This window comes from Sphingomonas sp. Leaf32 (assembly GCF_001421765.1).
Lineage (GTDB): Bacteria > Pseudomonadota > Alphaproteobacteria > Sphingomonadales > Sphingomonadaceae > Sphingomonas.
The window spans coordinates 333,386-346,657 of record NZ_LMLA01000001.1 but is presented as its reverse complement, the minus strand read 5'-3'; the positions used below and the strand labels follow the sequence as shown (position 1 = coordinate 346,657).

12 protein-coding genes and 1 riboswitch are annotated in these 13,272 nt (G+C 66.6%); of the genes, 6 read left to right on the top strand and 6 right to left on the bottom strand.

The genetic code is table 11. The annotated features are described in order from the left end of the window. Positions 1–319: 319 nt before the first annotated feature. Positions 320–511 carry a zinc-finger domain-containing protein gene (locus ASE83_RS01600; RefSeq protein ID WP_055786842.1) on the bottom strand — a complete coding sequence of 64 codons (192 nt, stop codon included), beginning with the start codon at positions 509–511 and terminating at the stop codon, positions 320–322. Between the two features lie 82 nt (positions 512–593). Between ASE83_RS01600 and ASE83_RS01595 the strand changes: the two genes are divergently transcribed. The 3 genes from ASE83_RS01595 (at position 594) to thiC (ending at position 5,169) form a co-directional block, all read left to right on the top strand. Then, positions 594–1,529, top strand: coding sequence for an ABC transporter ATP-binding protein (locus ASE83_RS01595; protein ID WP_055786846.1), 936 nt, complete (start codon positions 594–596; stop codon positions 1,527–1,529). 395 nt (positions 1,530–1,924) lie between these two features. Then, positions 1,925–2,995, top strand: coding sequence for a DNA polymerase IV (dinB, locus tag ASE83_RS01590; RefSeq protein ID WP_055786850.1), 1,071 nt, complete (start codon positions 1,925–1,927; stop codon positions 2,993–2,995). 145 nt (positions 2,996–3,140) lie between these two features. Further along, positions 3,141–3,249, top strand: a riboswitch (TPP riboswitch). A 24-nt stretch (positions 3,250–3,273) separates the two neighbouring features. After that, positions 3,274–5,169: a phosphomethylpyrimidine synthase ThiC gene (gene thiC / locus ASE83_RS01585; RefSeq protein WP_055786853.1), complete on the top strand. Its 1,896-nt coding sequence runs from the start codon at positions 3,274–3,276 to the stop codon at positions 5,167–5,169. A gap of 892 nt (positions 5,170–6,061) precedes the next feature. Here thiC and ASE83_RS18320 read toward each other — a convergent pair. Continuing rightward, positions 6,062–6,238: a hypothetical protein gene (locus tag ASE83_RS18320; RefSeq protein WP_156352585.1), complete on the bottom strand. Its 177-nt coding sequence runs from the start codon at positions 6,236–6,238 to the stop codon at positions 6,062–6,064. Positions 6,239–6,327: 89 nt separating this feature from the next. Here ASE83_RS18320 and ASE83_RS01580 point away from each other — a divergent pair, with 89 nt between their 5' ends. Beyond that, positions 6,328–7,224, top strand: coding sequence for a helix-turn-helix domain-containing protein (locus ASE83_RS01580; RefSeq protein WP_055786856.1), 897 nt, complete (start codon positions 6,328–6,330; stop codon positions 7,222–7,224). A gap of 167 nt (positions 7,225–7,391) precedes the next feature. Then, positions 7,392–8,615: a hypothetical protein gene (locus ASE83_RS01575; protein WP_156360193.1), complete on the top strand. Its 1,224-nt coding sequence runs from the start codon at positions 7,392–7,394 to the stop codon at positions 8,613–8,615. 115 nt (positions 8,616–8,730) lie between these two features. Here ASE83_RS01575 and ASE83_RS01570 read toward each other — a convergent pair whose 3' ends face one another. The 4 genes from ASE83_RS01570 to ASE83_RS01555 form a co-directional block, all read right to left on the bottom strand. Next, a complete protein-coding gene (locus ASE83_RS01570) occupies positions 8,731–9,009 on the bottom strand; it encodes a hypothetical protein (protein WP_055786862.1) in 279 nt (92 codons plus the stop codon). Between the two features lie 44 nt (positions 9,010–9,053). After that, entirely contained in the window at positions 9,054–9,785 is a 732-nt protein-coding gene (ung, locus tag ASE83_RS01565) for a uracil-DNA glycosylase (protein ID WP_055786865.1), read from the bottom strand. Beyond that, complete coding sequence (locus ASE83_RS01560; protein ID WP_055786868.1) at positions 9,782–10,087, bottom strand: zinc ribbon domain-containing protein YjdM; 306 nt, start codon at positions 10,085–10,087, stop codon at positions 9,782–9,784. The genes ung and ASE83_RS01560 overlap by 4 nt, the downstream gene beginning before the upstream one ends. A gap of 71 nt (positions 10,088–10,158) precedes the next feature. Next, on the bottom strand, positions 10,159–11,619 hold the full coding sequence (locus ASE83_RS01555) for a S41 family peptidase (protein ID WP_082443214.1): 1,461 nt from the start codon (positions 11,617–11,619) through the stop codon (positions 10,159–10,161). A 260-nt stretch (positions 11,620–11,879) separates the two neighbouring features. On the opposite strand from ASE83_RS01555, the gene ASE83_RS01550 reads away from it, so the two are divergent. After that, positions 11,880–13,268 (top strand): TIGR03013 family XrtA/PEP-CTERM system glycosyltransferase, encoded by a 1,389-nt coding sequence (locus tag ASE83_RS01550; protein WP_055786872.1) that lies wholly within the window; start codon positions 11,880–11,882, stop codon positions 13,266–13,268. The last annotated feature ends 4 nt before the right edge of the window (positions 13,269–13,272 follow it).

Here is a 13,272-nt window from a genome sequence, read left to right as displayed (position 1 = left end):
TGGCCGATTACCGGTCGGCCCGACATCGTTGCGTCGGTGAGGAAAGTACCGCTTTGCGTCAGGCGCCGTTCTCTGCGTCCTCCGCGCGAACCATCTTCTCTCTTCGCTTCGCGGCTTCGCACGGACATCGCGCACCGGTACACTGAATGTAGCTCCGCGCTAATACCGGGAGATTCCAGCCTCCGCCGGGACGACGTTGGTGGTTAGGAAGGGCCGTAATAACCGCCGCGGCAAAGCCGCGTTGTCGGTCGGTGGGCAAGGACGAGCTTGCCCGCCACCGTCCGGCCGGGCGCCTGTTTCGCTCGACCTGCGGTCGATCTTAGCGTCCTGCCCCATCCGCCGGCCCGCCGATCAGCACGAAACGCCGGTCGCAATAACCGCAGTCGACATAGCCCGTCTCGTCGATCTGCAACCACACGCGCGGGTGGCCGAGCGCAGGGGCGATGTCGCCGGCACCGTCGCAGGCGACGCGGGGGGTGGTGACGCGGAGGAGTTCGGGCGGAGGCAGCATGGCGCAAGCGAATAGCAATCGCCACCGCCCTCGACAAGTCGATGCTTCCCTTGGGGCTGCCACGGGCGTATCGGCTGGCCGCATGGAAACCCAAGCCGCCATTTCGATCCGCGACCTGTGCAAGACCTATGCGGCGGGAAAGGGCGGGGCGCCGGCCAAGGTCGCGCTCGACGGCGTGTCGTTCGACGTACCACGCGGCCAGATTTTCGGCCTCCTCGGCCCCAACGGCGCGGGCAAGTCGACGCTTATCAACACGCTCGCCGGCCTCGTCAACAAGACCAGCGGATCGGCGTCGATCTGGGGCTTCGACATCGACCAGCATCCGCGCAATGCGAAGGCGTCGATCGGCATCGTCAATCAGGAAATCCTGTTCGACCCGTTCTTCACCCCCGCCGAGACGCTGGAGATCCAGGCCGGGCTGTACGGCGTGCCCAAGGCGAAACGCCGCACCATGGACCTGCTGCGCGCGGTGCATCTGGAGGACAAGGCCAACGCCTATGCCCGCACCCTTTCGGGCGGCATGAAGCGGCGGCTGATGGTGGCGAAGGCGATGGTCCATTCGCCGCCCGTCCTCGTCCTCGACGAACCGACCGCCGGCGTCGACATCCAGCTGCGCCAGCAATTGTGGGACTATGTCCGCGAACTCAACGCCGACGGGGTGACGGTGGTGCTGACCACCCATTATCTCGAGGAAGCCGAGCAACTCTGCGACCGCATCGCCATCATCAACCATGGCCGCGTCGTCGCCAACCAGCCGACCCGCGAACTGCTCGGCATGGCGCAGGAAAAGGCGGTCGAACTGACCCTCGACCGCGACCTGACCGACCTGCCCGACGCGCAGTGTTTCGAAAAGGTCGAGCGCAAGGGCGACCGGCTGCTCGCCATCACCTATCGCAAGGACGTGGCCAATGCGGGTGAGGTATTGGCGGCCGTCGCGGCGCAGGGCTACGGCATCGTCGACGTGGTGACGCGCGAGGCCGATCTGGAAGATGTGTTCCTCAACCTGACGAACAGCTGACCTTCACCCCAGGCATTTGCGTACCCCCGCGCAGGTGGGGTTCCAGAGCCAGGCAGGCTGACCTTCGCGCTCGTGACCCTGGACCCCCGCCTGCGCGGGGTAGATTGGGGACCTTGGTCGGATCGACGTCCACATTCAATTTCGTCACCCCGGACTGGTTCCGGGGTCTACGGCGCGGCAATCGGTGCGGCGTAATCCTCTATCGACCGCGATTGCGGCTCGGTGGACCCCGGAACCAGTCCGGGGTGACAAAGATGCTGTAGGCGTCGATGAGGAACGACACCGGGCGTAGCTGAAGGTCGATCGTCCCGGCGCGGCGATCCATTCGCCTTTTGTTCTTGCGCGACTCCCCGCTACCGGGCAAACCCGTCCGCAGGCCATTGAATTCGCGCACGATGTCGGACCAGACCCGCAAGATCATCCATGTCGACATGGACGCCTTTTTCGCGTCGGTCGAACAGCGCGACGCGCCCGAGCTGAAGGGCAAGCCGGTCGCGGTCGGCGGGGCGAGCGGGCGCGGCGTGGTCGCCGCCGCTTCCTACGAAGCGCGCGTGTTCGGCGTGCGCTCCGCCATGCCCTCGGTCACTGCCATCCGCCGCTGCCCGGACCTGATCTTCGTCCGCCCCCGCTTCGACGTGTACAAGGCGGTCAGCGGACAGATCCGCGCCATCTTCCTCGACTATACCGATCTGGTCGAACCGCTCTCGCTTGACGAAGCCTATCTCGACGTCACCGCCAACCGGCGCGGCCTGCCCAGCGCGACCGCGACGGCGCAGGAAATCCGCGCGCGCATCCTCGAAACCACCGGCCTCACCGCCTCGGCCGGCATCAGCTACAACAAGTTCCTCGCCAAGCTCGCCTCCGACATGAACAAGCCCAACGGCCAGTTCGTCATTCCCGTAAAGGCCGGCCCGCGCGTCGTCGCCGCGCTCCCGGTCGGCAAGTTCCACGGGATCGGCCCCAGAACGGTCGAACGGATGGAGGCGCTGGGCATCCGCACCGGCGCCGACCTCGCGGCTTGGGAGCTGTCCGACCTGCAACGCACCTTCGGCAAGGCGGGCGGCTGGTATCACGGCATCGCCCGTGCGCAGGACGACCGCCCGGTCCGCCCCAACCGCGTGCGCAAGTCGTCGGGGTCGGAAACCACCTTCCACAACGACCTGACCGACCCGGCGGCGATCGAGGAACGCGTGCTGGCGATGGCCGACGATGTCTGGGACTGGGTGGAAAAGACCGGGCAGCACGGCCGCACCGTCACCGTGAAAGCCAAATACGCCGATTTCCGCATCGTCACCCGCAGCCGCACGTTGACCCACCCGGTCCGCGACCGCGCGACGCTCCACGCCACCGCGCGCAGCCTGATCGCGACGCTCTACCCCTTGCGCATGGGGTTGCGGCTGGTGGGGGTGACGATGGCCGGCTTCGGCGCGGACGAGGCGCCGAGCGGGCAGCTCGACCTGTTGTGAGCGGGTCTGCCCCATCGTCACCCCGGACTCGATCCGGGGTCCCGCTTCTTCTTCTTCGACGATCGGTAAGAAGCGGGACCCCGGGTCAAGCCCGGGGTGACGGTCGATCGGGATGGACGCCCACCCCCAACCCGCCTACAACCGCGAAAGTCCCCGGGGGAGCGTTTTGTCACGCTTGAGAGGAAGGCCGCAGCCTTCGACCCGCTGAACCTGATCCGGCTGACACCGGCGTAGGGAGGGAGCGGCCACCGTCCCGCCCCCTCCGCATGGAGTGGAATATGGCAGACATCCCCGCACGCACCGAAATCGGCGTAACCACCGGCCCGATCCGTGGCAGCCGCAAGATTCACGTCGGTCCCCTGAACGTCGCGATGCGCGCGATCGACCTCGACCCGTCGTCGGGCGAACCGCCGCTCAACGTCTATGACACGTCGGGGCCGTACACCGACCCGAATGCCCGCATCGACATCATGGCCGGTCTGCCGCAACTGCGCCGCGACTGGATCATGGCCCGCGGCGACGTCGAATCCTACGACGCGCGCGAACTGCGCCCCGAGGATAACGGCCAGCTCGGCCCCGATCGCTCCGGCGGGGTCCAGCCCTTCCCCAACGTCGTCAAGCGTCCCCTGCGTGCCAAGGCGGGCGCGAACGTCAGCCAGATGCACTATGCCCGGCGCGGCATCATCACCCCCGAGATGGAATATGTCGCGACCCGCGAGAATCTCGGCCGCGAGATGCTGCGCGAATATGTCCGCGACGGCGAGAGCTTCGGCGCGGCGATCCCCGATTTCGTGACCCCCGAATTCGTCCGCGACGAAGTGGCGCGCGGCCGGGCGATCATCCCCAACAACATCAACCACCCCGAAACCGAGCCGATGGCGATCGGCCGCAATTTCCTGGTCAAGATCAACGCCAATATCGGCAATTCGGCGGTCGCGTCGAACGTGGCCGCCGAAGTCGACAAGCTGGTCTGGTCGATCCGCTGGGGCGCCGACACGGTCATGGACCTGTCGACCGGCCGCAACATCCATGACACCCGCGAATGGATCCTGCGCAACTCGCCGGTGCCGATCGGCACGGTGCCGATCTATCAGGCGCTGGAGAAGGTCGGCGGCATCGCCGAGGAACTGACGTGGGACATCTTCCGCGACACGCTGATCGAACAGGCCGAACAGGGCGTGGACTATTTCACCATCCACGCCGGCGTCCGCCTGCCCTATATCCCGATGACCGCCAAGCGCGTGACCGGCATCGTGTCGCGCGGCGGGTCGATCATGGCGAAATGGTGCCTGGCGCATCACCGCGAATCGTTCCTCTACGAACATTTCGACGAGATCACCGAGATCATGAAGGCGTATGACATCGCCTATTCGCTCGGCGACGGCCTGCGCCCCGGCAGCATCGCCGATGCGAACGACGAAGCGCAGTTCAGCGAACTCTTCACGCTCGGCGAACTGACCCACCGCGCCTGGGCGCAGGACGTGCAGGTCATGATCGAAGGCCCCGGCCACGTGCCGATGCACAAGATCAAGGAGAATATGGAAAAGCAGCTGCAGGTCTGCGGCGAAGCGCCCTTCTATACGCTGGGACCCCTCACCACCGACATCGCGCCCGGCTACGACCATATCACCAGCGGCATCGGCGCGGCGATGATCGGCTGGTACGGCACGGCGATGCTCTGCTACGTCACGCCCAAGGAGCATCTGGGCCTGCCCGACCGCGACGATGTGAAGGTCGGCGTGGTGACCTACAAGCTCGCCGCCCATGCCGCCGATCTGGCCAAGGGCCACCCGGCCGCGCAGATGCGCGACGACGCCCTGTCGCGCGCCCGCTTCGACTTCCGCTGGCGCGACCAGTTCAACCTGTCGCTCGACCCCGACACGGCGGAATCCTACCACGACCAGACGCTGCCGGCCGAAGGCGCCAAGACCGCCCATTTCTGTTCGATGTGCGGCCCGAAATTCTGCTCGATGAAGATCACGGCCGAAGTCCGCGAATTCGCCGCCAAGCAGAACGCCCCGGCCGACACCTTTATCGCCGCCGACAAGGCGGACGCGGACCGCGCGCTGTTCGCGAACGGCCCCGCATCGGTGGCAGCGGCCGAGGCCGGCATGGCGGAAATGAGCGAGAAGTTCCGCGAGAAGGGCAGCGAGGTTTACCTGCCGGCGGAGTGAATTGGCGAGCGGGTGGGACGTCACCCCACCCGCCGTTCGTCCTGAGTAGTCGCTGAGCTTGTCGAAGCGACATATCGAAGGACCGTACGAGGCAGGTGCTTCGGTAATGATGGGGTGAACCATGCCCCGCTTGGGTATCAGGATCGTCCGGGGGATGATCCGACCCCATCATCCTCGACTTCGCTCAGCCCCTACTCAGCACGAACGGATCTGTTGAAATGTTCGAACCCAAAAGATCCTCCCCGCTGTGCGGGGAGGGGGACCATGCGTAGCATGGTGGAGGGGCGTGGCCGCGAGCGGGACTTAAAAAAGGCCGGCGGGGTTTCCGCCGGCCTTCCGTTTATGCGTGCTGAACGAGAGTCCAGATCGTTGCCATTCCGTTGTACGGCGGCATCCGATTGTTCTTGGCAATCGGTGCCGTCGTGGTCCCGCTGTGAGGCTTCCAAACGCCCGATTCCGGGCAGGTTTCACCCGTGCGAGCGGTGGTGCCGATGGGCTTACGCATTCTCATTCTCCGTCTAGTCTGTTGACATAAGACGGAGGACAGCTACACCAAACCTGCCGTACCAAGGCACAGGTAGGACAGCCGTCCTCCGGTCCTGCCGCCACTCAAAGTGGCGGCAGCGACACTGTTTAGCTGCCGATTTCGCGCTAGTGCTGCGCTGAATCGGCTCTAATTTCAGCCCCCGCCAATGCGGGGAATACGCAGCACAATGCGTCACGGAAATTCCGCAACGTGGACTAGCCCCACTAAATCTGCGGGGAAGCAGTACAGTAATGCTATCCGCGATTCGTCTAGATCGTCAATAGCTAATATGGGCTAAAGGGGTAGTGCTACGCACTGCGTAGGGATATTACACAACGGTTAGATATCGAACGCCGCGCAGCGACATCATACCACGGCCTTGTTGAACATGTCGGCTGCAATTGCGGTCCATGCCTGCGCCGGAATTAGGATGACCCCCTCAACGCTCGCACCGTCAATCGGCACGGGAACCTGATCGGTAACGACCCGATCCATCGACGCTTCGAAATCGGCAACCGCTTCGGCCAAGCTGATCGATTCCACACTGCTATTCTTCCGATCTCGCCTGTCCAGACCGACCGTCCCCCAAAAACCACTGTCCTACAAGTTCCCAATATGTTCCCCTCCCGCCCATGCGCAACAACCCCCAGCTCCCGGAGCATTCGCCCGCGCCCGCACCGGCGCTCGACCCCTCGAACCTGACCGTTCCGTCCGAGACGCCGTATCTCGACGCCAACGGCTATGACCCGGCCGATTACCAATGGGTCCCCGTCCGCCGCAAACCGCGTGCCGATGGCTGGTCCGACGCCAGACAGCGCGACTTCATCGAGGCGCTCGCCGATGGCGGGTCGGTCGCCGAAGCGGCGCGGGCGGTCGGCATGTCGGCCAGCAGCGCCTATCGCCTGCGCCGCTCGCCCGGTGGAGAGGCTTTTGCGCGCGCATGGGATGCCGCCGTCGCGCAAGCCGTGGGGATGCTGGTCGATGTCGCCTTCGACCGGGCGATCAACGGCACCATCGAACCGGTGCTCGACGCCGAGGGACGCCGCATCGGGTCGCGCCATCGCCCCGGCGACCGGATGCTGATGTTCCTCCTCGCCGCCCATTATCCCGACCGCTACGGCAAACAGCAGCGCCGCCGCCGCCCGCGCCGGGGCGAGGCTCCCGCACCCAGCATGGCGGAGGCGCTCGACGCGCTTACCCCCGTGCCGCCGGTCGAGCCGGAAAAGCTGATGGCCCCCGCCGATCTCGACGTCGCGATCGAGGTCGCCGACCTGAACGACGGCCGCCTGCCTGGCTGGCTCGACCCCGATCGCCGCGCCGAACCCGCGCCCATGCCGAAGCGCGCCGAACCGCCGCTCCCCGAAGCGCTCGCCGCCGCGCTGGCCGCGCAGGAGGACGACATCTACCTCCCCGAACCCGGCCCGCTGGGCGCGGCGTTCGAGGTGGAGCTGGAACTGGCCAAGCGCGGCATCGTCGTGCCCCGCCCGAAACCCAATCGCCGCGCGCGACGCGCACAGCGGCGAGTGTGAACTTCGTGAACTTTCGGCGCGGGACGGGGGCCGGACCATGACCGGTGGCGACCGGTCGGAACATGATCCGAACCGGGCGTAACCGTCGCTGGCGACTTTCCGGAATCGGATACGATGGTAAAGTCCCCTGGACCGATCGCGGGGGCGATCCGGCAGAGGGGGCCATGATGAGACGTTCGATCCTGATCGCAGGAATGGCGGCAATGCTGCCTGGGCAGGTACTGGCGGAGGCGGCGCAGCTATCGCCGGCCGGGGCCGCCGAACCCGCGGACGATCCGAAAGAGATCGCGGAGGATGCCGCGCGCGACCTTACGCCGTCGCGCTTCTACAACCGCGTGGGCGCGACACGTGCCGACTATGACGCGGCATGGCAGCAATGCCGGCTGATCGCGCGCGGATCGCGCACGCCTTCGGGCACGATCCCGGTGGTATATAATCCGGCGGTGATCTCGCCGGTCGCGGCCGGGGCCGGGGGGCTGCTCGGCGGGCTGATCGCCGGGGCGATCGCCCAGGGCCAGCGGCGGCGGGCGAACCGGCAGAGCTGCCTGCTGATCGGCGGCTGGCGTCTGGTCGAACCGGATGCGGCGGCGGCGGCGCAGGTGCTGGCCATGCCGGAGGCCGAGCGGATCGCCTATCTCGATCGGCAGATCGGCGCGGCGGAGGTCGCGGGCAAGGTGACCGAGCGTACCGGCTTTACCAGGCCGGTCGATCCGTCGTGGCGGATCGATGCGCCGCTGACGCTGCCGGGGACGGTGTTCCTCGGCAAGAAGGTCGATGCCGCCGCGCCGTTCGTGCTGGCCCCCGGCGAAGCGGCGGTCGTCGTCGCCTTCCGCCGGCTGGATGCCGCCAGCGCGGGACGCTCGGCGCAGGCGCAGTTGCTGCGCTATGACGTGGAGAAGCGCGATGCCCTGTATCGGCCGCGCGACTGGAAGGCGAAGGGTGACAAGACCATCTACGACCTGACCATCAACAGCGGCGACAAGAAGTCGCCCTATGAGGTGCAGGTGCTGCGGGTCACGCCCGGCGATTATGTGCTGAACGCGACGTCGGTCGCAAACCTGCCGGTCACCAGCACCAATTGCTTCGGCGCACCGATGATCCATGTCGAACCGGGACAGATCGCCTATCTGGGCGATTTCGTGCCGTACATGAATGCGCGCCATGCCGATGGGAAGCGGTTCGACGGCCTGCTTTTTGCGGGGCAAGGCGGCGATGCCGCAAAGACGCTGGCATCACGGCAGCCGGCGCTCGCCGCCGCACTGACGCCCGCCAGGTGGCAGAACCGCGCGACCTATGGCTGCGCGGGCATGGACATGGACCGGTACGACCTGCCGGACATGCCCGATCTCCCGCCCGCCCCGCCCGCGCCGGACGCGCCGGTCACGGGCTGAACGCTGCTACGGCCTGGCGGGACAGGGTGGGCGTCCCGTCAGGCCGGCACGAAAAAGGGCGCCGCGTGGGTCTCACGCAGCGCCCCTTCGCGTCCGGTATGCCGCAGGGCGCGCCTTACAGCGCGTTCTTCACGGCCTGTTCGACCTGCGCATTGTCGTTGTCGTCGGCCTTGTCGGCAGCGTCCTCGCCCATGTCGCGGACGTTCTCGGCCTGTGCCTCGAGCGAATCCGACACCTGCTCGTTGCTGGTCAGGTCGGCCTGGTCTTCCAGCGCGTCCGCCTTGTTCTCGGTCATCGCCTCGATATTGTCGGCGGCCTTGTCGTCGGCATTGCCACCGCACGCGCCCAGCAGCATCAGCGCGGCCAGGCCGGTCGCCGTCATCATCGTCTTCATGGCAATTCCCTCTTTTATCCCGCCCTTGTGGCGGACAAGCGGGTTCAATCGATCGAAGGGGCGGATGGTTCCGTCTGCGTATCGAGCGGGGGGATCGCCCAGTCGATCGCGCCCCGGCCTTGGCGCTCGAGGAACGCGTTCGCCTGGCTGAACGGGCGGCTGCCGAACCACCCGCTATGCGCCGACAGGGGGGAGGGGTGGCGGGCCTTCAGCACCAGATGCCGGCCGCCGGCATGGACGTCGCGAACGAAGCCGGCCTTCTTCTGGGCATGGGTACCCCATAGCAGGAAGACGCTGGGCGGTCCCTGTTCGGCTACGGCATGGACGACCGCATCGGTCAGTGCTTCCCAGCCCTGGCCGGCATGGGCGGCGGCGCGGCCCTGCTCGACGGTCAGCACCGCGTTCAGCAGCAGCACCCCCTGCCGCGCCCAATGCTCCAGAAAGCCGTGGGCCGGCGGCACGATGCCCAGATCGTCGTGCAGCTCCTTGTAGATGTTGCGCAGCGACGGCGGCACGGCCACGCCCGGCCGGACGGAGAAGGACAGGCCATGCGCCTGTCCCGGGCCATGATAGGGGTCCTGCCCCAGGATCACGACCCGCACCTGGTCCAGCGGGGTCAGCTTGAGCGCGGTGAACCAGTCGGCGCTGTGCGGCAGGATGCGCTTGCCCGCCGCCTTCTCGGCCTTCAGATAGTCGCGCAGGCCGGCCATCACCGGTCCGTCGAATACGGGGCCGAGCGCCGGTGCCCAGCTCGGGTCGATCGCCGCGGGGATCATGTCCGCTTGCGCACGAACTCGGCGCGCAGGACCAGGCCCTTGATCCCGTCGAACTTGCAGTCGATCTCCTGGTCGTCGCCGGTCAGGCGGATCGACTTGATGAGCGTGCCGCGCTTCAGCGTCTGTCCCGCGCCCTTGACGGTCAGGTCCTTGATGAGCGTCACCTGATCGCCATCGGCCAGCACGTTGCCGACCGCATCGCGCACGACCACCGCGTCGTCCGCAGCCGGGCCGGCCGCGACCTGCGAGGCCGGCACCCACTCGCCGCTCGCCTCGTCATACACATAGTCGTCGTCGCTCATGGCCGGTCCGTTTCCCCGCTACGCTGTCCGGACGGCCTTAGGCGCTCCCGTTCGTCCTGAGTAGTCCTTGGTCAGAACAGCCCCGGCACCTCGCGCTGCGCGGTGTTCGGCCGGGCGGGCTGCAGCAGCGTGCGTTCGTCGAAACGGGCCGTCGCGTTCTGCGCGCTGCTGCCGGTCGAGGCGGAGATGCGGGTGCAGGTCCGCCCGGCCAGGAAGTCGAGCGCGCGGGCGACCGACTGTTCGCGATTGTCGCCCAGCGGATAGCTGATGTCGTCGCTCGCCTGGCACGTGTTGGGCACCGTCGCCGCCAGCCCGTCATAATAGGCCGCCGAGCGCGCCGAGTTCTGCACCGCCAGTGCCACCACGCGCAGCCGGTCGTCGCACTCCGGTTTGTCCAGCCCGACCTGCCCGACCGGCTTGCCATAGGTGTTGGTGCCGATCAGCGCCATGTTGTTGCCGAGATAGGGCACGAAGGCGTTGATGACCAGTTCGCTGGCCGATGCGGTCCGCCCGGTTCCGATGAAGGCGATCTTGGTCGGCGTCACCGACTGCGCGGTCGGGGCGAAATACTTGACCGTGTTCCTCGACGATTTTTCGGGGCGGAAGCTGGTGTAGCTGTACACTTGGCTGGTCGACTTGCCGCCGCCCAGCAGGTCGCCCATCAGGTCGGCGATATTGATGGCCCCGCCGCCATTGTAGCGGAAATCGATGATGAACTCGCTGATCCCCTGCGCCCGGAAACTGGCGAATGCCTCCTTGAGCGGCGTCTCGGCGGTGGAGATGAAGGTGCGCAGGTTGAGATAGCCGACCTTCTTCGCCCCGTCGGTCAGCACCTTGGCGCCATAGCGGGTGGAGACGGGCAGCAGCGAGAAGTCGGTCTTGGTCACCGTCGCGGTCCTGGTCGTGCCGTCGATCGTGCGGAACTGGAACGCCCGCGCCGTCCCCGGCGTGTCGGGGCCGAGCGCGACGTTCAGGCCGTTGGTCCCTTCGGCATCGATGATCGAGGAAACCGTGCGCAGGTTGCCGGTCGAGGTCCCGATCTGCAGGATTTCGGTCCCGCGATCGATCCCCGCCGCCAGCGCCGACGCCCCTTCGAACGATTCGATCACGAATAGCCGCCGCCCGGTCTGGTCCAGCGCGAAGCGGGTGCCGAAGCCAGCGGTCGCACCCGAGTCGTAATAGGCGTTCTCTTCCTTGATCGACGTCAGATAGGTGAAATACCGGTCCTTGCGCTGCGCCCGCGCGGTGGCGGTCAGCGAATCGATATAATCGTCGACGTTCGAAAACGCCGCCGGGTTGGGACTGCCCGGCAGCGTTTCGGGGAACAGATACCATTCGCGCAACTGTGCCAATGCCCAGTCCTGCCGCTCGCGCAGCGAACAGCCGGCGGTGGTGGTCGGGGTCGGGGTCGGCGTCGCGGTGGGCACCGGCGTCGGGGTCGGCGTGCCGCCGGTCACGCTGCCGCCACCACCGCCGCCGCAGGCGGATACCATCGCCAACACGCCCAACGCCGCCCCGATCCGTACCCGCATCACACCCACTCCATGAACTGATGCCAGCCTAGATGGCTGGATGGCGAAAGGAAGGGGGATTCTCGGCCCGCTCCGTTCGAACAGGGATAATGCTGCCGGCATCCTGATCGCCGGCTGAACAGGGACTGCGACCGGCGATGACTGTTGCGGTCCGACAACAATGCCGAACATCGTGAGCGGCGCGTTCAGTATTTCTTTGCGCTTTGGCGGCATAGGGGGTGGGTGTCGGATTGCCTTACACCTGTATCGGGATCGCCGCGATGATTCGGCTGTTCAAGCATTATATTCCTCACGCCGTGCTGCTGCTCGGCCTGCTCGACATCGGCGCGCTGCTGATCGCGGCCGAACTTGGCTGGATCACGCGGGCGATGCAGATCGGCATGGCGATCGAGCCGATCCATACCCGCATCCCGCAACTCTTCAGCTTCGCGCTGAGCCTGGAGGTCGCGATGGTCGCGGTCGGGGTGTACGGCACCGACGCGCTGCAATCGGTCCGCTTCGCCGCCGCGCGGCTGATCGTCGCCATTTCGCTCGGCGTCATCTTCCTCGCCGTCATCTTCTTCCTGACGCCGGCGATCACCTTCTGGCGGTCGAACCTACTCTACGCGATGGGCTTCGCAACCGTGCTGCTGCTGCTGCTGCGCATCGTCACCGGCACGCTGCTGGGCGGGCAGGCGTTCAAGCGGCGGGTGATCGTGCTGGGCGCCGGTCCCCGCGCGCAGCGGCTGAAGGAACTGGGCCAGCGGCCGGGCGCCGGCTTCGTCGTTGTCGGCTATATCGCGATGAGCGAGGCGAACCGGGTCATTCCCGAAGCGATCGCCCGCGACGCGATCTACAACCTTGCCGACCATGTCGTGCTGCTGGGCGCGTCCGAAGTGGTGCTGGCGCTGGAGGAGCGGCGCAACGCGCTGCCGCTGAAGGACCTGCTGCGCATCCGGACGACCGGCGTGCACGTCAACGAAATCTCGACCTTCCTCGAACGCGAGACGGGCCGCGTCGACCTCGACAGCGTCAATCCGTCGTGGCTGATCTTTTCCGACGGCTTTTCGTCGGGGCGGATGTTCTCCAGCATCTTCAAGCGGATGTTCGACATCACCGCCAGCCTGCTGCTGCTGCTGCTGACGCTGCCGGTGATCCTGCTCGCGGTGATCGCGGTGAAGCTCGACAGTCGCGGGCCGGCCTTCTACCGCCAGCGGCGCGTGGGGCTGTACAGCACCGGCTTCGACATCCCCAAGCTCCGCTCGATGCGCACCGATGCGGAGGCCGCCGGCTCGGCGATCTGGGCGGAGAAGAACGATCCGCGCATCACCCGCGTCGGCCGCGTGCTGCGCAAGACGCGGATCGACGAACTGCCGCAATGCTGGAGCGTGCTGATCGGCGAGATGAGCTTCGTCGGCCCGCGCCCCGAACGGCCCCAGTTCGTGGCGGAGCTGGAAGAGCAGCTGCCCTATTACGCCGAACGGCACATGGTGAAGCCGGGCATCACCGGCTGGGCGCAGATCAACTATCCCTATGGCGCGTCGATCGACGATGCGCGGCAAAAGCTCGAATACGACCTGTATTACGCCAAGAACTATTCGCCCTTCCTCGACCTGTTGATCCTGTTGCAGACGATCCGGGTCGTGATCTGGTCGGGCGGGGCGCGCTGATGCG